The sequence below is a fragment of the Pseudonocardia sp. NPDC049154 genome (assembly GCF_040648315.1).
Taxonomy (GTDB): Bacteria; Actinomycetota; Actinomycetes; order Mycobacteriales; family Pseudonocardiaceae; genus Pseudonocardia.
Genome location: NZ_JBEZDN010000005.1, coordinates 78,402 through 97,029 on the forward strand (window position 1 = coordinate 78,402; position 18,628 = coordinate 97,029).

The following is an 18,628-nucleotide window of genomic DNA, read 5'->3' on the forward strand; positions in this document are numbered from 1 at the left end:
GGCGGACCGACGGTGCCTGCCGGACTCCGGCGGGCACAGTCGGCGCGTCATCCGGCGACCGGCTCGCCCGGAAGGTCCCCGACGGCCACAGGTGCGGGCTCGGCGGGTGCGGGCTCCGGCGTCGGGCGGCGCCAGAAGACGGCGAGCTGGGCGGTCGCGCCGACCAGGCCCAGGACCGCGGCGGCCGCGGCGGCCCGGCCGCCGGAGATCCTGCGGTCGAGCCCGAGGGCGTGGTCGACGCTGAACCGGCCGGGGCCGATCCCGGCCAGCGCGACGGCGGCGCCGGCCAGGTTGGCCACGTACTCCCAGCCCTCGGCGGTGATGAAGAAGCCGTTGGGCGCATGGACCGAACGGGCGGCCACGCCCATCGTCCCCACGACGGCGCCCGCCGCGGCCGGGGTGGCCGCGCCGGCGAGCAGCAGCGTCCCGGCGCCCACCTCGACGACCGCGCTGGCCTTCGCCTGCAGCTCGGGCTGTCGGAATCCGATGAACCCGAACCAGCCCGCGGTGCCCTTCAGCGAGCGGCCGTGCTTGACGCCGTGGGCGATCATCGTGCCGCCGACCACGCCCCGCAGCAGCAGGCTCGCGCACTCGCGGCCGAGCCTCCCACCGGTTCCGCGCCTACTCATTGCGGTCATCCTCCAGTGGTTCGTGGTGCCTGCGTGCGTCGCAGCGCGGTCGAGGCCCCCGGGACGCGCCCGGGGGCCTCGCTCGCGGGTGGTGCGGTCCGGTCAGGCCGGTGTGACCCAGCCGGTGTGGCGGCGGGCCTCGGTGAGGCCCTCCTCCTTGGTGTCGGCGAGGATCTCCCACTGCTCGCACGTGCAGGCGCACCGGTAGGTGCCGTCGTCGAGGGGAATCACCGACTGGGCCACGCACTCACCGTTGCTCGCCACCGCCTCGTTGACGAACTCCAGCGGAGTGTCGTACATGACGTTGTCGTCACTCATCGCGTGCTCCGTCCTCCGGGCATGTCGTCAGGCGGCGACGGGCAGGGCGGGCACCGTGGGGAAGAGCTCCTGGAACGCCCCGACCGTGACCCGCTCCTTGACCTTCGGGTCGACCCCGTCGAAGAGCTCGTGGAGGGTCTTCTGGGTGTGCCCGTAGGTGCCCTCCATGTGGGGGTAGTCGCTGCCCCACATGACGTTGTTGTAGCCCATGTACTGCGCCACGGCCACGGCCGACTCGTCGTGCTGGAAGGAGGCGTACACCTGCGAGTAGATGGTCTCCTTGATGTCGCGGGTGAGCTTCGGGCGCACGGCCATGTGGTGCTGGCGGTAGCCCTCGATCATGCGGTCGGCGATGAACGGGACCCACGTCGCGCCGCCCTCGGAGACCAGGACCTTGAGGTTCGGGTGCCGGTCCAGCGCACCGGAGGCGACGAGCTTCATCACCGCGCGCTGGCCGCCGAAGGTGGTCTCGGTGTAGTTCAGCACCGCGCCGCCCGGGCCGCGGAACTTGACCTGGCCGTTGTCGCCCTTGGACAGGTCGACCGGGTCGGTGCCGATGTGGAAGGCGATGACCATGTTCGCGGCCTCGGCGGCTGCCCAGAAGGGCTCCCAGTCGTCCCGGTTGTAGTCCTTCTGCAGCGGGTGCGGCTGGACGGGCATGTAGACCGCGCGGTAGCCCAGCTCGGCACACCGCTCGAGCTCGGTGACCGCGTCACCGATGTCGAGGGTCGAGACCTGGGCGGTCGTGACCAGCCGCGGGGAGTACTTCTCCAGGGTCTCGTAGGCCCAGTCGTTGCTGACCTTCAGGCACTCGCGCAGGACCTCGGGTGTGCGGAAGGAGCTGCTCCACATGCCCAGGGACGGGAAGACCACCTCACCCCAGATGCCCTCCTCGTCGAGATCCTTCATCCGCAGCTCGACGTTCCCCGCGCCGGGGGCGCGGTGGGTCGCCTCCTCGAAGGCCTTCGCGGCGCTGGTCGGCAGCTTGCGGCGGAAGGCCATGCCGTCGATGTGCACGGTCTCCCATTCACCGTCCGGGTCCTTGACCGCATGCGGCGTGAGATTGGCCAGCCGCTTGGGCAGGTTGTCCCGCCACAGCGTCGCGGGCTCCAGGAAGTGCGAGTCGCCGGAGTTGGCCCAGATCTTGTCCATGGTGGTGGTCCCTTCGTCCGGGTGGGATCCGCCTCGACGCGGCGGACGAGTTGAAAAACTGTTTTTCAGTGTGGTCCGAGCCTGCCCGTGATGTCAACACGAAGGGGGCCGCCGATCAGCCGGAGATGCCGTGGGCTCCGAGGGCCCGGTCGACGAACGAGAGGACGCCGTCGGCGACGGGACCGACGTCGGCACCCACGGGCCTGGCCATGACGAGTCCGAAACCCTCGGTGAAGGCGGCCCGGACCAGCGGTGCGTCGGTCTCGGGCCGGGCCCGGGGCAGCGACCCGTCACCCAGCCCGCGGCGGAGGATCTCGGCCAGCGCGGCGTCCTGTCCCGCCTCGTAGCGGGCCTGCTCCGCGCGGTAGCCCTTGGCGCGGCGCACCTCGTCGGAGGCGATCACGAGCGCGCGGCTGCGCCGCCGCGGGTCGGCGGCGAAGTGCAGGATCGACCGGATCCAGCCGTGCAGCGCCTCATGGGCGGTCACCGCCCGCTCCGCCGCCGCGCGCAGCTCGCGCAGCACGCGTTCGCTGTCGGTGCGGAACATCGCCAGCAACAGCGCGTCCTTGGAGTCGAAGTGCCGGTAGAAGGCCCGGGTGGACATGCCGGCCTCCGCCAGGACGGCGGTGATGGGCACCGATGCCCCGGCGCTGGCGGTGAGCAATCGGTAGGCCGCTTCCACGATGACGTCGCGTTCGGCGCCCCGGTCCGGCGGGCCGGACTCCTGGGGTCGGTCGGCCCGGTGCACGGTCGCCATCCGCATCCCGCTCCCGTCCCGACACCGACCGTCCGCGAGGAGGCCCTCGCGGACGACGACGTTACGGGAGGACGGCTCGGACCGGGGCGGGAGGGTGGCCGAGAGACCTCCGGGCGACTCCTCCCCGACGGGTCAGGGCTGCTCGAAGACCGGACCCACGCTGGTCTCGTTGGCGGTCATGATCGTGCGGCAGAACGAGTTCACCGTTAGGTGGTTGTCCAGGGTGACCTCGCGCCCGTCCGGCAGTGCGACCGTGCCCGTCATCGTGGAGAGCAGGTAGCAGTACAGCCGCGTCCCCGTCGAGGTCGGCCAGAAGCTGTAGGCACGTCCGTGCGCGGCGATGTCGACATCGACCGAGCAGCCCTGGTCGGCCATCGCCAGGTGCCACTTCACCGGCAGGTTCAGCCCGTTGCGGGGGTCCTCCCACTTCTCGGTGACGTCGAAGGACGTGGCCCCCCGCCCGCCGCCGATGGTGACCTGCTGGTCAGCGAACTTGACGAACCCGAGCTGCATCCCGTCCCGGGGCTGGAAGAAGTTGACCTTCACGTCACCGGAGATGGTGTACAGCCACCACATCCAGTTCGGTGCGGGCAGGTTCTTGATCGGGTCGTTCGACTGCCCGGTGATGATGTGCTCGCGCACCCCGTAACCGTCGGTCAGGTGGAGGTCGTGCGCCCCGGTCCGGATCGTCCCGTCGACCCCGACGAACGTGTCGTACCCCGCCCGGTCGCTCTCGTGTGCTTGGTCGAACGGACCCCAGTTCCACAGCGGGGTGCCCTTCTGGGTGTAGGTCAGGTCGAACTGCGCGTCCCCGGCCTTGCCCTCGAGCTTCCACTGCGGCGGCTGGGAGACGAACCGAAGTCCGTCGAAGTCCCAGGTGACCGAGTCCGCGGCGGTCTCCACGGAGAACCGGTCACCGCGCAGTCGCTCGGTGGGGGTCCAGCCGACACGGACGAAGTCGTTGTCGCTCATGGTCCCGCGCTGCGCGCGGGGGACGACGATGAGCTGGACCTCCCGCTCGGCGGAGGCGCCCGGGCCCCAGAGGCCCTTGCCGTTGCCGAACAGCGCGTAGCCCGCTGCCCAGAGCAGCACGTCGTACTCGCCGGCCTCGCCGACGACGCCGAGCGCGGTCTCCTCCCAGAGGTCGGTCGCGCTGGAGGGGACCGACAGCGACTCGAAGTGGGTGCCCTCGTCCTCGAGGGTCACCGAGGCGTCGGAATGGCGGATCGCCGTGTACTTGGCGGTGTAGTCGTCGGTCATCGGGGTTCCTTCCCGGTCGGGATTCGGACGGCCGCGAGGTGCGGACCGTCGGATCTGACAAATCTGTCGGGTCTGTCGGATCTATCGGGTCTGTCGGTCGGCGGGCAGACCGCAGTAGGGCAGCAGGACGCGTTCGACGAAGGTCGCGATCCGGTCGTCGTCCGGCGGGGCGCCCCGGACCAGGAGCTCGTGGAGGAAGAAGGAGCGGGCGAGGTCCGCGAGGAGTTCGGCGTCGACGTCCGGACCGATCTCGCCGCGCTCGGCCGCGGCGTCGACGAGCATGGCGCTGTACCCGGACTCGTAGCGCCGGATCAGCTCGCGCGCGAGGGCGCCGAGGTCACCCGCGACCCGGGAGGCCACGACCAGCCCGATGACCAGCTCCGGCGAGGCCCGCCAGGAGCGGGCCTGATGGCCGATGTTGGTGATCAGGTCGGTGCGCAGCGACCCGGTGAGCAGGGGGGGCGTCCGGGCGTCGACCTCGCGCAGCACCGCGCGCTGCAGCGCGGCGGTCATCAGCTCGTCCTTGTCGGCCCATCGTCGGTAGGCGGTCTTGGTGCTGGCCCCGGCCTCCACGCAGACCGCGCCGACGGTGAGCCGGTCGTAGCCGACGCGGCCGAGGACGGTCAGTGCCGCGTCGAGCAGCGCGTGCTCGCGCTCCTCGCTCATCGGGCGGCCGGGGGGACGGCTGTCGGGCACGGGGGAAACTCCGAAAGGAAAGTGGGTCGTTTCCTAACTAGGATAGCGCGAACCGGCGACCCCGGCCGCCCACCCCGGCCCGAAGGTTGGGGCCGGGGTGGGGTGGCGGGGGGCGACGGGTCAGACGTTGACTCCGCCGGGGTAGCCGCCGCCGCCGAAGCGCTCGTCGAGCGCGGCGTAGTCGGTGGGCCCGTCCGGGCCGCCGACCCGCGGCAGCGCATCGACGAACTCGACCGTGCGCGGCTTCTTGTAGGAGGCGATGCGCTCCCGGCAGTGCGCGATGATGTCGTCCTCGCTCGCCGTGGCGCCCGGCTCCAGCACGACGACCGCCTTGACCGACTGCATGAACTGCTCGTCCGGCACGCCGATCAGCGCGGCCTCCCGGACCGCGGGGTGCTGGGTCAGGCAGAACTCGACCTCGGCGGGGTAGATGTTCTCCGCGGCCGACTTGAGCATCCGGGTGCCCGTGCCCACGAACTCGATGGTCCCGTCGGCCTCGCGGCGGCCGAGGTCGGTGGTGCGCCACCAGCCGTCCCGCATCCGGCGCGCGTTGAGCTCGGGGCGGTTCCAGTAGCCGGCGTGCACGACCTCGCCGCCGATCACCAGCTCGCCGACCTCGCCGGGCGGCAGCTCGTTCCACTCGTCGTCGACCACCCGTACCCTGGCGAACGGCACGGGCCGACCGGAGTTGCCGGCGCCCCGCCCGCCGTGGCCGTTGACGACGGCGAGCCCGGTGACCTCGGTCTGACCGAAGCCTCCGGGCTGGGTGCCCCACAGCGCGGTGTCCTTCGCCACGATGCCCTCGCCCCACACGGGCGCGAACGGGCCCGGCCGCAGGGCGCTGAGGTCGTGCACCGCGGGATCGTAGAGCTCCTTCATGGCCAGGATGGTCGGCGGCATGAGGAACGCCGAGGTCACCTTCTCCGCGGTGAGGATCTCCAGCAGCTCCTTGGGGTCCGCGCGCCGGATGAAGACGTTCGTCCCGCCCTCCAGCAGCACGGCCATCGCGTCCCACTGGAAGTTGCCGATGTGGAACAGCGGGCCCGAGTTGAGGAAGACCGACCCGCTGCCGGAGGAGGTGAGGTACGCCGCTTCGGTCCCCATGACCAGCAGGTTGCGCTGGGTGATCAGCGACCCGTTGGGCCTACCCTCGATCGCCGCGGTGTAGATGACCAGCAGGGGGAGGTCGGGGTCGACGGGGGCGAAGTCGTCCTCGGCCGACTCCGCCGCGACCACCTGCTCCCACGAGTCCGGACCGGTGCCGTCGTGCTGCCACCAGGTGGCCCCGCCGCCGCCGGAGAGCTCGCGGGCGCCGCGCACGGCCTCGCCGATCTCCTCGTCCTGCCAGACGACGACGGCGGGGGAGAAGTCTTCGATGACGAACGCCAGCTCGTAGGCGGTCTGCCGCCAGTTCACCGGACAGACCATGGCGCCGAGCTTCGCGCAGGCGCCCAGTAGCTCGAACACGCGGAAGGAGGTCTGGCCCAGCCACAGCACCCGGTCACCGGTGCCGACCCCCGCCTTGGCCAGCGCGTGTGCAGTCCGGGTGATCCGGTCGTCGAACTCCGGCCAGGTCAACCGGACCGGGCCGTCGACGACGGCGGTCCCGGTCGGGAAGCTGCGCCGGTGCTCCCGGATCACGTCGCCGACGGTCTGACGCTGCATGGTCGTCCTCCTCCACCCGGGCGAACCGGGACGATGTGCGGTGCGCGTGGGCTGACGCGTCAATGCGCTAACCCATTATGGCGAGAGATACTCTCAGAAGTCGACCCTCTAGCTCTTGGCGAGATACTGTCATATCATTATGCTGTTCGTTGTTCGGTGAGGTCGGCGGGTGGTCGGCCCCGGCCGACCGTGTCCCCCGACCGCGTTGGAGCGTGCCGTGACCGATGACCTGCGCGACCGCCGCTACCTCGAACCGGACATCGAGACCGCGTCCCGGGCGGAGCTCGAGGCCCTGCAGGAGCGACGTGTCCTGGAGCTGATCCCGCTGGCCTGGGAGAACTCCGCCTTCTACCGGAAGCTGTGGTCGGCCGCCGGGGTCGATCCCTCGGCGATCCGCTCGCTGGCCGACTTCCGGCGCCTGGTGCCGACCTTCGGCAAGGCGGACGTGCAGGCCTACCGGGCCCGGACCGGCGACCCCTACGGCGGGCTGCTGCTCGTGCCCCCGGACGAGCTGACCAGCGTCACGTCGACCTCGGGCACCACCTCGGACCCCGAGCCGATCCCCGAGATCTGGAGCACCGCGCCCCCGTTGCCCGTCATCTCCGCGCGCGACCTGTGGGAGGTCGGGGTCCGGCCGGGCGATCGGGTCGTGGTCCCCGTGGGGACCTTCCGCGGCCACTACGGCGATGCCTTCCAGGCCATGGGCCTGGTCCCGATCTACGCGGACATGTGGATCGGCAAGGGTGCCGAGCTGCTGCGCGTGCTGGAGACACTGAAGCCCACCTACATCTCGCTGCTGATGCCGACGATCATGGAGCTGGAGAAGCTCGAGGCCACGCACGACGTCCGGGGGGCGCTCTCGTCGCTCAAGGGCGCGGCCTTCGCCGGCCAGCCGCTGGGGGCGGTGCTGTCCCGCAAGGTGCGCGAGGAGTGGGGCGTCGAGCTCTTCACCTACGCCAGCGCGGCCGACACCGGCACGGCGTGGGAGTGCCGCGAACACGACGGGTACCACCTGTGGGAGGACACGGTGATGCCCGAGCTGCTCGACCCGCACGCGGACACCACGGTCGCCGACGGGCTCGTCGGCGAGCTCGTCGCCACCGACCTGGACAACGCCGCGGCCCCGCTCATCCGCTACCGCAGCGGCGACCTCGTCCGGCTCACCACCGCGACCTGCGGGTGCGGGCGCACCCACGCCCGGCAGTGGATCGTGGGCCGAAAGGGCGACGAGATGACGATCGACGGTCGCACCGTCGTGCTCAGCGACGTCTGGGCGGCGGTCGAGGCCGTCCCCGAGGCGGCGGACGGCATGTTCCAGGTGATCCGCTACGCGGACACCATGTCGACGCTGCGGTTGCGGGTGGGCTATGCACCCGACCGGACCTCCGACCTTGACGAGCTGGCCCAGCGGGTCCGCGCGTCGGTGGCGACCCGGGTCGGCGTCCAGCCCGACCTGGAGCTGGTGACGACCGCGACACTGCTCGAGCGCAGCTCGAGCGTGGCGAAGTTCCCGAGGGTGGTGAAGGCATGAGCAGGACGACGATGCTGGCCGCGGCGGGTCCGCGCGCTGCCGTCTCGGGCATCGGGACGGTAGTGGGCCCGGAGGGGCCGGTGGACTACGAGATCGGCTGGTCCGAGCTGAAGCGCGAGGAGGCCTGGGCCGACCGGCTGCTCGACGCGTGGGGCATGGGAGCCGGGCAACGGGTGCTGGTGATCATCGCCAACCACGAGTACGCCTGGGCGGGTCCGCTGCTGACCGCCGTCCGCGCCCGGCGCGCGGTCTACACCCCGGCCGAGCCCTACGGGTGGGACGCCCGCCGGCTGACCACGTTCCTGCGGATGGAGGAGGTGGCCGCGGTCATCGGGCTGTCCGGGGAGACCGTGCAGGCCGTCGCCGGCTCCGAGACGATCGAGCGGCTGCGGGCCGTGCCGCGGCTCGTCGTGCGACCGGACGCCCGCGGACCGCTGCGCGGCGAGGGCATCGAGGCCTCGGTGATCGGGCCCGTCGGTCCCGCGCTCGGTCTGGAGTGCCCGGAGCGGGCCGGCCTGCACGTCGACCCGGCGGAGTGGGGGCTCGACGTGATCGACGGCACCGTCCGGCTGACCTCGCGAGCCGACCGGGCGCACGCGTTCTCCGCGTTCGACACCGGTGTGGAGGGCACTCTCGCCGAGGGGCCGTGCGGGTGCGGGCTGCCGGGCCCGCGCGTCGTCCTGCCCCGGGACTGATGTGCCGCCGGACCGCCCGACCGCACGGCGCGGGTCCCGCACGCAGCACTGCCTGCGGGATCCGCGCCGCTCGGGAGGTGGTCAGCCGGTGGCGCGCATCCGCTGCAGCCTGCCGCGGGTCCGGTCCAGCCACGCGTCGTAGTCAGTCGCCTTGCGCAGGAACGACTCCCCGACGCGGCGGTGCGGCAGCACCAGGAAGGGCTCGGCGCCCTCCATCGCGGCCACGGTGGTGTCCGCGACCTGCTCGGGGGTGAGCAGCTCGCCGAGCGAGCCCGCCTCGGGCAGTGCGGAGTCGTCGTCGGGATCGCGACCGAACATCCCGGTGTAGACGGCGTTGGGGCACAGACAGGTCACCCGAACGCCCTCGTGGCCGTGGTTGAGCGTGAGCCACTCGGCGAAGCCCAGCGCACCGTGCTTGCTCGCGGTGTAGCCCGGGGCCGAGGGCCCGGTGATCAGTGCGGCGGAGGAGATCGTCTGCAGCAGATAGCCGTCCCCGCGCTCGACCATCGACGGGACGACCCGCCGGGCGGCCCACACGTGTGCGAGCAGGTTGACGTCCATGATGGACCGCCAGGCCTCGACCGATTGGGAGAGGTCGGCGGGCGCGAGGTCGCTGTAGCCGGCGTTCGAGCAGAAGACGTCGACCGGACCGAACGCCGCCTCCGCGGCGTCGACGAGGCGGTCGACGGCGGCCGGGTCCCCGACGTCGCAGCCCACCCCGAGCGCGGGCGTGCCCGCCGCCTCGATGCGCTCGGCGGCCCGTCGCGCCCAGTCCGGGTCGAGGTCGGCGACCGTGACACCGCGCGCGCCCGCCGCCGCGAAGCGCAGCGCCAAGGCCCGTCCGATGCCGTTGCCGCCGCCGGTGACGACGACCGACCGTCCTGCGAGCCGCATGTTCTACCTCCACCTCGGGTTCCGGGCGGCAGCGCCCGATCGCCCCTTGTTCGTCGGGGCTTCGATCGGCACACTAGGGAGTCCGCCGGTCACTGTCCAACATGACAGAGACTGTCACAGGCGGAATCCACCCAGCAGCCGATCGACGAGGAGAGGCCGTGTCCGAGGACGGATCCACCCCAGGCGCGCCCGCGCCCGACGGCGCGCGGCGAGGCGAGGACATCGCCGGCCGGTTGGCGCGCCTGCCCACCCGGGGCATGAGCAGGCGGCTGGTCGTCGCCATGGCAATCGCCTTCTTCTTCGACCTCGGCGATCAGGGCGCGCTCGGGATCGCCGCGCCGGCGATGCGCGCGCAGCTCGGGTTCGAGCTCTCCGACATCGCGCTGCTGGTGTCGTCGACCTTCGTCGGCCTGCTGATCGGCGCGCTGACGGGCGGGCGGTTGGCGGACCGGATCGGGCGACTCCCGGTGATGTGGGCGAGCCTCGCGGTGGCGTCGGTCGGGTCCGGGTTGCACGTGCTGATGAACGACCTCGTGGCATTCGCCGTGCTGCGGGTCGTCAGCGCAATCGGGATGGGCGCGCTCTTCGTGGTGGCTGTGACCTACCTGGTGGAGATGAGCCCGACGCACCGGCGCACCACCCGCACCGCGATCGCCTACTTCGTCGGCATGATGGGTACGGCCGTCATCGCGACGACGGCCCGGTTCGTGATCCCGCTCGGCCCGGACGGCTGGCGGGTCGTGTTCGCGATCGGCGCCCTCGGGCTGCTCCTGCTGCCGCTGCTCAAGCGCCTCCCCGAATCGCCGCTCTGGCTGGCGAGCCGGGGTCGCCTCGATGACGCGTACGCAGCTCTGCAGAAGTTCGAGGCGGGCACTGCGCCGGTTGAGACCCTGCCCCCGCCTCAGCCCCTGGCCGTCCCGGCCCCGGCGCGGCAGGCCGCCCAGAGTACGGGCGCCTGGCGGGACCTGTTCCGTGGCTCGCTGCTCAGCCCGATGCTTCTGCTGATCGTGGTCTGGATCGTCTTCTCGATGCTGACCCAGACCTTCAACTCGTGGCTGCCGACCATCCTGCAGCTGCGCGGGTTCAGTGGCGAGACCCTGCTCACGATCACCGCGGTGGCCCTCTACGGGGCTCCGCTGGGTTCGTTGGCGGCCTTCCTGCTGGGTACCCGGTTCCGGCGCCGCGCGATGCTGGCGGGCGTCACCGCGGCGGCGGCGCTCAGCGGCATCCTGTTCGGCCTGGTCCCGGCCGCGGGCCTGGTGGCCACGGCGACGTTCGCCCAGTTCTTCCTCATCGCCTGGTTCGCCCCGATGCTCAACGCCACGATGGCCGAGAGCTTCCCGAGCAGGCTGCGCTCCAGCGGCAGCGGGACCGCATTCGGCGCCGGCCGACTGGCCAACATCGTGGCGCCCTTCACCGTCGCCGCCGCGCTCACCGCGCTCGGACCGGGCTTCATCGGCTGGTTCATGGTGGTGGGCTGGATCGTCGTCGGCGTCGCGTGCGTGGCGCTGCAGCGTCTGCAGGAACGCCGCCTCAGCGTGCCGGTGGCCGCGACGACCGGCGCGGCGGGGGAGTAGAACTCTCGGCTCAGCCCGGGTCGACGGTGGCCTCGCGCACCCGCCGGGCCGCCGTCGGCTTCTGCAGCCGGGCGGAGACGTCGTCGAACACCACCCCGCCGTCCCCGACGCCGACCCGGAGCCCGCCGACCCGGAGCTCCGCGAGCTCGGGCAGGCTCTCGACCATCGCCGAGACCTGCTGGACGGCCGCGACGAGGGCGTCGACATCGACACCGGGGCGGTCCAGCCCGCCGCGGAGCCGCGGGTACGAGGGCAGCCCGCGGACGAGCGCCTCGGCGTCGCGGTTGGACACCGGGGTGATCCGGTGGCCGACGTCGCCGAGCAGCCGGGCGTACTCGCCGACCGCGCCGAGGGTGACGACCGGGCCGAACAGGGGATCGTCGGACACGTCGAGGATCAGGTCCTGGCCCTCGGGCGGTGTGGTGCCGGGGGCGACCCGGAAGTCGAAGCAGCGCAGCAGCTCCGCGGTCCCCGCGGGATCGAGCGGCCCGACGCCGCGGCCCGCGAGCAGCTCCCGGGCCCGGCGCACCACGGAGTCGGCCGGGTCGCGCACGACACCCGCCGGTCGCCGCAGCCACTCGCCGTAGCGAGCGGCATGGCCGAGCGCCACCGCGGCGGACTCCGGGAACAGGTAGGACGGGATGGAGCGTCCGTCCGGCGACCGCAGGAGCTCGCTGAGCCCGGCGCGGGACAGGAAGCTGGCGAGCACCGGCTTGGCCGGGGCCGTGGCCGCCGCCGCCACGATGGCCTCGGCGACCGCCTCGGACTCGTCGACCAGCGGCGGGATGAACAACACGACGACCGCGTCCACGCCGGGGTCGGCGAGCAGCGCGGCCAGCGCCCGGCGGTAGTCGGCGCCGGTCGCCTCCGGGGTCAGGTCCACCGGGTTCGCGGTGTCGCCGCGGGTGCGCTCGGGCAGGGCCGCTGTGGTCTCGGCGGTGAGCCGGGCCAGCCCGAGGCCCGCGCCGCGGCAGGCGCCCGCGGTGAGCGCGCCGGGCCCACCCGCGTTCGTGAGCACCGCGACCCGGGAGCCTGCGGGGACCGGCTGGTGGGCCAACAGCAGGGCGGTGTCGAACATCTCCTGCATGGTCCGGGTCCGGATGATCCCGGCCTGGGTGAACAGGGTGTCTACGGCCGTGTCGGAGTCCGCCGGGCGGGCGGCGGACTCCGGCTCGGCCGGGTCGGGCGCCGGGGCGGTGGTGCCGGGGTGCACGGCGATGATCGGTTTGCGGGCCGCGACCCGGCGCGCGGTGCGGGCGAACGTGCGCGGATTGCCGAACGCCTCCAGGTGCAGCAGCACCAGCGAGGTCGCGGGATCGGCCTCCCACCACTGCAGCAGGTCGTTGGGGGAGACGTCGAGGGAGTCGCCGAGGGACACGAACCCGGAGAAGCCGAGTCCGAGCCGGTGGGCGTGGTCGAGCACCGCGAGCCCGAGCGGACCGGACTGACTGGCCATCGCGACCCGGCCGCGCGGGGGGACGACCGGGGAGAACGTGGCGACGAGGTCGACGTCGGGCCGCAGGCTGACCACGCCCATGCAGTTCGGTCCGACGAGCCGCATCCCGTGCCCGCGCGCGAACTGCAGCAGCTCGCGCCCCTGCGGGTTGCGGGCGTCCATCTCGGTGCTGACGACGACGACCGCGCCGACGTCGTGCGCCGCGCAGTCGGCGAGGACCTGCGGCACCATCCCGGCGGGCACGGCGACGACCGCCATGTCCACCGGCCCGCCGGCGTCGCGCACCGACGGGACCGACGGGATGCCCGCGATCTCCGTCGCCTTCGGGTTGACCGCGTAGAGCGGGCCGGCGAAGCCGCACTCCTGCAGGTTGCGCAGGATGGCGTGCCCGACGTTGCGGCGCTCGCGGCTCGCGCCCACCACCGCCACCGAGCGCGGGGCGAAGATCGCGTGCAGCGACGACCGGGTGGCGGTCTGCATCCGCCGGTCCGACCGGGCCAGCACCTGGCGTCGCGGGTCGACGGCGATGTCGACGTGCTGCACCGAGCCGGGCGGGCCGAACTGCAGGCGGTACCCCGAGCTCTCGAACGCCCGCAACATCGGCATGTTCTCGGCGAGCACGTCCGCCTCGAAGACCGCGATGCCGCGCTCCCGGGCCGCGGCCGCGAGGTGCTCCATCAGCAGCCCGCCCAGCCCGATCCCCTGGTAGCCGTCCTCGACGGTGAAGGCGATGTCGGCCCGGTCCGGGTTGTCCGGCTGCCGGGCGTACTCGGCGATGCCGATGACCTCGTCGTCGAGCGTGGCGAGCAGGTTCAGCCGCTGGTCGTGGTCGGCGTCGAGGAAGTGGGCCGTCCGCGCGCGATCCATGGTCACGACCGGGCCCAGCATCCGGAACGACACGGTGCGGCGGGACAGCCTGCCGAAGAAGGTCGACAGCGCGTCGAGGTCGACCGGTCGGCTGGGTCGGATCATGATCGAACGGCCGTCGCGGAGCAGCCCGGGCCGCTCGAGGTCGGAGGGGTACGGGGCCACGACGATCAGCCTAGTGGGGCCTCGGTGCCGTGGCCGCCCTCCCGTCGGCCCGGGTCGGTCTCCGGGGCCGTCCTCGTGCGCCGAAAGGCACGGAAGGAACGGAATGGCACAGTGTGTCGGCTGTGACGGTGACCGTCATCCCACGGTGTCGCGGGGCGGTGCCGCCATGGGATATGCCTGGGGAGGCCGCGGCGGGCGCCGTGGTTGGAGAGGGTGCGGTGATGACGCGGGTCGGGGCTGGGGTCGTAGAGGTGGGGGCCGCAGGAGCGGGGGCGTCCCGCCGGGGGGCCGGGACGGGCCCGGAGGGCGGCACGCCGTCGGCCTGGTCGAGGACGGCCTGACGTGGCCGGGCGGACGGGAATCCTGACCGGACGGGTCGCGCTGGTGACCGGGTCCGGCCGCGGCCTGGGCCGGGCGCACGGCCGCGAGCTCGCCCGGTTGGGGGCTGCGGTGGTGGTGAACGACACGGGTGTCGGGCTGGATGGCGCGGCGCCGGACCCGACCGTGGCCGAGACGGTCGCGCAGGAGATCCGGGCCGACGGCGGCCGGGCCGTCGCCGACCGCTCCGACGTGCGCGGGTTCGTCGGCGCCGAGGCCGCGGTGGAGCGCGCCGTGGCGGAGTTCGGCAGGCTCGACATCGTGGTCAACAACGCGGGCACCATGCACGCCGCGCCGGTCGACGAGCTCACCGAGGCGGACTTGCGGGCCGAACTGGATGTGCACGCGTTGGGGACCGTCGCGGTCATGCGCGCGGCGTTCCCGGTGATGCGCGCGCAGGGCTACGGCCGGATCGTCAACACCCTCTCGGAGGCGTCGCTGCACCTGGAGATGGCGGCCGCCGTCGCCTACTCGACGGCGAAGGCCGCCGTCTGGGGCGCCACGATGGCCGGGGCCCGCGCCGGGCGCCCACACGGCATCACCGTCAACGGGCTGTCCCCGGGCGCCTACACCCGCATGTCGGCGGTCTACCTCGACGAGCAGGGGATCCCGCCCGGCCTGGACCTCTCCCCTGAGCGGGTCGCGGAGGTCACCGCCGGGTTGTGTACGGAGGAGGCCGGGGACCTGACCGCACGAATCGTGCACACCGCGGGCGGACACGTCCGGGAGTTCCGGATGGGCCGGGTCGACGGCACCGACCTCGTCGAGCGGCTGCGCGCGTTCACCTCCGAGCACGCCGGTCGGTGACCGGCTCGGGTGCGGGTGATCATCGATTTAATGATTCAGCGCTATCCTCGGTGGTGCCGCCCTCTTCACCGTCGTCAGGAAGCGAGCCGGATGAGCACCGACACCCCCGTCGACGGCCCTCCCGACGCGGACCTGGCCGACTTCGAGCAGGCCGCGCGGGCCTAGCTGGCCGAGCAGGCCCCCCGGCACGGCTGGGAGAGGGGCGCGCGCACGCGGGCGGGGGACGCCCTCGCCGCGGCCCGTGAGTGCCAGGCCCTGCTGTTCGACAGCGGTTACGCCGGGATCTCGTGGCCGAGCGAGTACGGCGGCCGGGGGCTGGGCATCCGCGAGCAGATCGCATTCAACATCGCCTCGCTGGACTACGACCTGCCGCTGGCCCCCTACATCATCGGGCTGGGCATGTGCGGGCCCACGATCCTCGCCGTCGGCACGGACGAGCAGAAGGAGCGCTACGTCCGCCCGATGCTGCGCGGCGAGGAGATCTGGTGCCAGATGTTCTCCGAGCCGGGCGCCGGCTCGGACGTGGCGGGCCTGACCACCCGCGCGGTGCTCGACGGGACTCCTACGTCGTGACCGGACAGAAGATCTGGACGTCCGGGGCGCAGGACTGCGACTTCGGGCTGCTCATCGCCCGCACCGACCCCGACGTGCCCAAGCACCGGGGCATCACGATGTTCGTGCTGGACCTGAGCTCGCCGGGGGCCGAGATCCGGCCGATCCACCAGATGAACGGCGAGGCGCACTTCAACGAGATCTTCCTCGACGGGGTGCGGATCCCCGCCGCGAACGTCGTCGGGCGGGTGAACGACGGCTGGCGGGCCGCCACGACCATGTTGGCGAACGAGCGGGTCTCGCTCGGCGCTGTGCGCGCGATGGACGACACCCCGAACGCCGAGGAGCTGATGGAGCTGGCCCGCACCCGCGGGCGGGCGCAGGACCCGGTGACCCGGCGCGAGCTCGTCGAGCTGTGGATCGCCGAGCGCACGGTCGGGCTGTTGGGGGACCGGATCACCTCGGCGATCCTGCGCGGCCAGACCCCCGGACCGGAGGGCTCGGTGGCGACGCTGGTGCGCACGGACCACTCCCGCCGGGCCGCCCGGCTGGGCGCGGAGCTCGCCGGCGCCACGACCGCGGCGTGGGCGCCGGACGCGGACGGGGACGATCTCTGGGCGGCCACCCTGCTGTCGGTGCCCGCACTGTCCATCGCGGGCGGCACGGACGAGATCCTGCGCACGATCATCGGGGAACGGGTGCTGGGGCTGCCGAAGGAGCCGCAGGTCGACAAGGACGCCCCGTTCCGGGAGCTGACCGGGAGGGCAGGCACGTGAGTCTCCTGTTCACCGCGGAGCAGCAGGACCTGCGCCGCACCGTGCGCGGCTTCCTCGCCGACCACTCCTCGAGCGCGGCGGTGTGGCGGCTGATGGCGACGCCGGAGGGGCTGGACCGCGCGGTCTGGGACCGGATGGCGGGGGAGCTGGGCTGCACGGGCTGGCGATCCCCGAGGAGTTCGGCGGCAGCGGGTTCGGGCCGGTCGAGCAGCTGGTCGTCGCCGAGGAGAGCGGGCGGGCGCTGCTCGTCGCACCCTTTTTCGGCAGCGTCGTGCTGGTGGCGAACGCGCTGGTCACCGCCGCCGACAGCGCCGCCGACACCGCAGCGGCCAAGGATCTGCTGCCCGGCCTGGCGGACGGGTCGCGGATCGCCGCGCTGGCCGTCACCGAGGACTCCGGCTCCTGGGACCTCACCGAGAGCACGGTGACCGCCGCCGGGGACCGGCTGTCCGGGCACAAGAGCTTCGTGCTCGACGGCGCCGCCGCGGACCTATTCCTGGTCAGCGCGCGCACCGAGCAGGGGCTCGGGCTGTTCGCGGTGGAGGCCACCGCGTCCGGCCTGCGGCGAAAGTCGCTGGTGACCCTGGACCCCACGCGTCAGCAGGTCCGGCTCACCTTCGACGCCGTCGCGGCCCGGCCCGTCGGGGATCCCGGCGGAGCGGCGGCCGTCCTGGCCCACACCGTGGACCTGGGGCTCGCCCTACTGTCCGCCGAGCTGGTCGGGTCCGCCCAGGCGGTGCTGGACATGAGCCTGGAGTACGCGAAGACCCGTGCCCAGTTCTCCCGGCGGATCAGCTTCCAGGCGGTCAAGCACCGCCTGGCGGACATGCTCGTGGCGGTCGAGTCGGGGCAGGTGGCGGCGTACGAGGCGGTCCGGCTGGCCGTCGACACGCCATCGCAGCTGCCTGCGGCCGCGGCGATGGCCAAGGCGGCGGCGTCGAAGGCGGCGGTGTTCTGCGCCATCGAGGCCATCCAGCTGCACGGCGGCATCGGCTTCACCTACGAGCACGACGCCCACCTGTACTACCGGCGCGCGCACTCCTCGGCCCTGCTGTTCGGGGACGCGAACCGGCAGAAGGAGCGTCTGGCGTCGCTCCTGGGCATCTGAGAACCGGCATGGGCGGAGCCGCTCCGGTGGAGCGGCTCCCGCCCGGCCCACTGCCGTGGGTCACAGACCGCCGGTCAGCATCAACGTGTCGCCGGTCAGGTACCCGAGGTCGCTTGTCATGAGCGCGACGACCGCCCCGCCGATGTCGGTCTCGGGGTCACCGACGCGGCGCAGCGCGAGCGCGTTCTGGACGGCCGCGAAGCGCTCCGGGTGGTTCTCGGAGAAGTCGACCGTGGCCGGCGACAGGGACACGGGCACGATCACGTTGACCCGGATCCCGTAGCGGCCCCACTCGCGGGCGGCGACGCGGGAGGCCCCGCGGATCGCCTCCTTCGCCATCGCGTAGGCGCCGAACGTGGCGTTGCCGTTCACCGCGGTGCTCGAGCCGAAGTTGACGATCGAGCCGCCGCCCGCGGCCTTCAGGTGCGGCAGCGCGGCCTGCATCCCGTAGAGGGTGCCCATCGCACCGGAGCGCCAGCACAGGTCGACGTCGTCGTCGGTGGTGTCGGCCAGCGGTTTCTGGACGCTGGACGCCGCGTTGTTCACCAGCCCGGTGAGGCCCCCGAACCGCTCGACCGTGTCCGTGACCGTGCGGTCCACGGCGGCCCGGTCGCCGACCTCGCAGGCCAGCGACAGCGCCGTCCCGCCGAGCGCCGCGATCTCCTCGGCGACGACGTCGCACTTGGACTTGGTGCGCCCGGCGAGGGCGACCTGCGCCCCCTCCTTCGCCAGGGCCAGCGCGATGCCCCGGCCGATTCCCTGCCCGGCGCCCGTGATCAGGATGGTCTGCCCCTCGAGCCGTGTGCCCGTCATGTCCACTCCGTTTCGGTTCGATGTCGGGATGACGTGCGACGGCGCGTCGGCGACCGCTCGCTCGCGAGGCAGCTCGTCCCCGGATCTCGCGTGCCCGGGATCGGGAACGTCGCGGCTACTTCATCACGATGCAGATCATGGCGGTGGCCACGGGCGCGCCTTCGGCGTCCACTACGGCCACGTCGACGAAGGACGTGCTGCCGCCCCGCCTGCTGACCGTCGCGGTGGCGATCACCGTGGAGCGCGCCGCCCCCAGGTAGTGGACCGTCATGGCCGTGGTGAGGGGAGTGCGCTTGTCGCCACGCTCCCGCCCCGCCATGACGACCGCCGTGGCCGCGGTGTCCGCCAGGGTCCCGATGACACCTCCGTGCAGGGTGCCGTGCCCGTTGGTCTGGTCCTCGGCGTACGCCGCCGCGAGCACCACCTTCTCCTCCTCCCAGCTGCGCACCTGGATGTGGCACTTGGCGTTGAAGGGCATCGCCTCCCAGAAGCGGCTCAGCTTCTCGGTGCGGGTCGTGGTCTCCGACATGGT

General features: G+C 72.7%; 18 protein-coding genes. 7 read left to right on the forward strand and 11 right to left on the reverse strand.

Annotation, left to right across the window (positions count from 1 at the left end):
• Positions 1-47: 47 nt before the first annotated feature.
• The 7 genes from AB0B41_RS04935 to AB0B41_RS04965 all read right to left on the reverse strand — a co-directional run bounded on the left by AB0B41_RS04935 (position 48) and on the right by AB0B41_RS04965 (position 6,477).
• Positions 48-629 (reverse strand): DoxX family protein, encoded by a 582-nt coding sequence (locus tag AB0B41_RS04935; RefSeq protein ID WP_358199038.1) that lies wholly within the window; start codon positions 627-629, stop codon positions 48-50.
• A gap of 102 nt (positions 630-731) precedes the next feature.
• Positions 732-947 (reverse strand): hypothetical protein, encoded by a 216-nt coding sequence (locus AB0B41_RS04940; RefSeq protein WP_358199040.1) that lies wholly within the window; start codon positions 945-947, stop codon positions 732-734.
• Between the two features lie 27 nt (positions 948-974).
• Positions 975-2,099, reverse strand: coding sequence for an amidohydrolase family protein (locus tag AB0B41_RS04945; protein ID WP_358199042.1), 1,125 nt, complete (start codon positions 2,097-2,099; stop codon positions 975-977).
• Between the two features lie 115 nt (positions 2,100-2,214).
• Positions 2,215-2,856 carry a TetR/AcrR family transcriptional regulator gene (locus AB0B41_RS04950; RefSeq protein WP_358199044.1) on the reverse strand — a complete coding sequence of 214 codons (642 nt, stop codon included), beginning with the start codon at positions 2,854-2,856 and terminating at the stop codon, positions 2,215-2,217.
• Positions 2,857-2,988: 132 nt separating this feature from the next.
• A complete protein-coding gene (locus AB0B41_RS04955) occupies positions 2,989-4,116 on the reverse strand; it encodes a hypothetical protein (RefSeq protein ID WP_358199046.1) in 1,128 nt (375 codons plus the stop codon).
• An 81-nt stretch (positions 4,117-4,197) separates the two neighbouring features.
• A complete protein-coding gene (locus AB0B41_RS04960) occupies positions 4,198-4,812 on the reverse strand; it encodes a TetR/AcrR family transcriptional regulator (protein ID WP_358199048.1) in 615 nt (204 codons plus the stop codon).
• 120 nt (positions 4,813-4,932) lie between these two features.
• Positions 4,933-6,477 carry an AMP-binding protein gene (locus tag AB0B41_RS04965; protein ID WP_358199050.1) on the reverse strand — a complete coding sequence of 515 codons (1,545 nt, stop codon included), beginning with the start codon at positions 6,475-6,477 and terminating at the stop codon, positions 4,933-4,935.
• A 217-nt stretch (positions 6,478-6,694) separates the two neighbouring features.
• Between AB0B41_RS04965 and AB0B41_RS04970 the strand changes: the two genes are divergently transcribed.
• Both AB0B41_RS04970 and AB0B41_RS04975 read left to right on the forward strand, forming a co-directional pair.
• Entirely contained in the window at positions 6,695-8,008 is a 1,314-nt protein-coding gene (locus tag AB0B41_RS04970) for a phenylacetate--CoA ligase family protein (protein ID WP_358199052.1), read from the forward strand.
• Entirely contained in the window at positions 8,005-8,703 is a 699-nt protein-coding gene (locus AB0B41_RS04975) for a hypothetical protein (protein WP_358199054.1), read from the forward strand. Before AB0B41_RS04970 ends, AB0B41_RS04975 begins: the two co-directional genes overlap by 4 nt.
• An 81-nt stretch (positions 8,704-8,784) precedes the next feature.
• Here AB0B41_RS04975 and AB0B41_RS04980 read toward each other — a convergent pair whose 3' ends face one another.
• Entirely contained in the window at positions 8,785-9,597 is an 813-nt protein-coding gene (locus tag AB0B41_RS04980; RefSeq protein WP_358199056.1) for an SDR family NAD(P)-dependent oxidoreductase, read from the reverse strand.
• Positions 9,598-9,755: 158 nt separating this feature from the next.
• Between AB0B41_RS04980 and AB0B41_RS04985 the strand changes: the two genes are divergently transcribed.
• Positions 9,756-11,174 carry an MFS transporter gene (locus AB0B41_RS04985; RefSeq protein WP_358199058.1) on the forward strand — a complete coding sequence of 473 codons (1,419 nt, stop codon included), beginning with the start codon at positions 9,756-9,758 and terminating at the stop codon, positions 11,172-11,174.
• 10 nt (positions 11,175-11,184) lie between these two features.
• Here the strand turns inward: AB0B41_RS04985 and AB0B41_RS04990 are convergent, their stop codons facing one another.
• On the reverse strand, positions 11,185-13,662 hold the full coding sequence (locus tag AB0B41_RS04990; protein ID WP_358199060.1) for a GNAT family N-acetyltransferase: 2,478 nt from the start codon (positions 13,660-13,662) through the stop codon (positions 11,185-11,187).
• 342 nt (positions 13,663-14,004) lie between these two features.
• Here AB0B41_RS04990 and AB0B41_RS04995 point away from each other — a divergent pair, with 342 nt between their 5' ends.
• The 4 genes from AB0B41_RS04995 to AB0B41_RS05010 all read left to right on the forward strand — a co-directional run bounded on the left by AB0B41_RS04995 (position 14,005) and on the right by AB0B41_RS05010 (position 17,283).
• On the forward strand, positions 14,005-14,847 hold the full coding sequence (locus AB0B41_RS04995) for an SDR family NAD(P)-dependent oxidoreductase (protein ID WP_358199062.1): 843 nt from the start codon (positions 14,005-14,007) through the stop codon (positions 14,845-14,847).
• A 282-nt stretch (positions 14,848-15,129) separates the two neighbouring features.
• Entirely contained in the window at positions 15,130-15,420 is a 291-nt protein-coding gene (locus tag AB0B41_RS05000) for an acyl-CoA dehydrogenase family protein (RefSeq protein ID WP_358199219.1), read from the forward strand.
• Positions 15,417-16,175 carry an acyl-CoA dehydrogenase family protein gene (locus tag AB0B41_RS05005; RefSeq protein WP_358199063.1) on the forward strand — a complete coding sequence of 253 codons (759 nt, stop codon included), beginning with the start codon at positions 15,417-15,419 and terminating at the stop codon, positions 16,173-16,175. Before AB0B41_RS05000 ends, AB0B41_RS05005 begins: the two co-directional genes overlap by 4 nt.
• A gap of 82 nt (positions 16,176-16,257) precedes the next feature.
• Positions 16,258-17,283 carry an acyl-CoA dehydrogenase family protein gene (locus tag AB0B41_RS05010; RefSeq protein WP_358199065.1) on the forward strand — a complete coding sequence of 342 codons (1,026 nt, stop codon included), beginning with the start codon at positions 16,258-16,260 and terminating at the stop codon, positions 17,281-17,283.
• A gap of 60 nt (positions 17,284-17,343) precedes the next feature.
• On the opposite strand, the gene AB0B41_RS05015 is transcribed toward AB0B41_RS05010, so the two are convergent.
• Both AB0B41_RS05015 and AB0B41_RS05020 read right to left on the reverse strand, forming a co-directional pair.
• On the reverse strand, positions 17,344-18,096 hold the full coding sequence (locus tag AB0B41_RS05015) for an SDR family oxidoreductase (RefSeq protein WP_358199067.1): 753 nt from the start codon (positions 18,094-18,096) through the stop codon (positions 17,344-17,346).
• A 115-nt stretch (positions 18,097-18,211) separates the two neighbouring features.
• Positions 18,212-18,625 (reverse strand): PaaI family thioesterase, encoded by a 414-nt coding sequence (locus AB0B41_RS05020; protein WP_358199069.1) that lies wholly within the window; start codon positions 18,623-18,625, stop codon positions 18,212-18,214.
• Between the last annotated feature and the right edge of the window lie 3 nt (positions 18,626-18,628).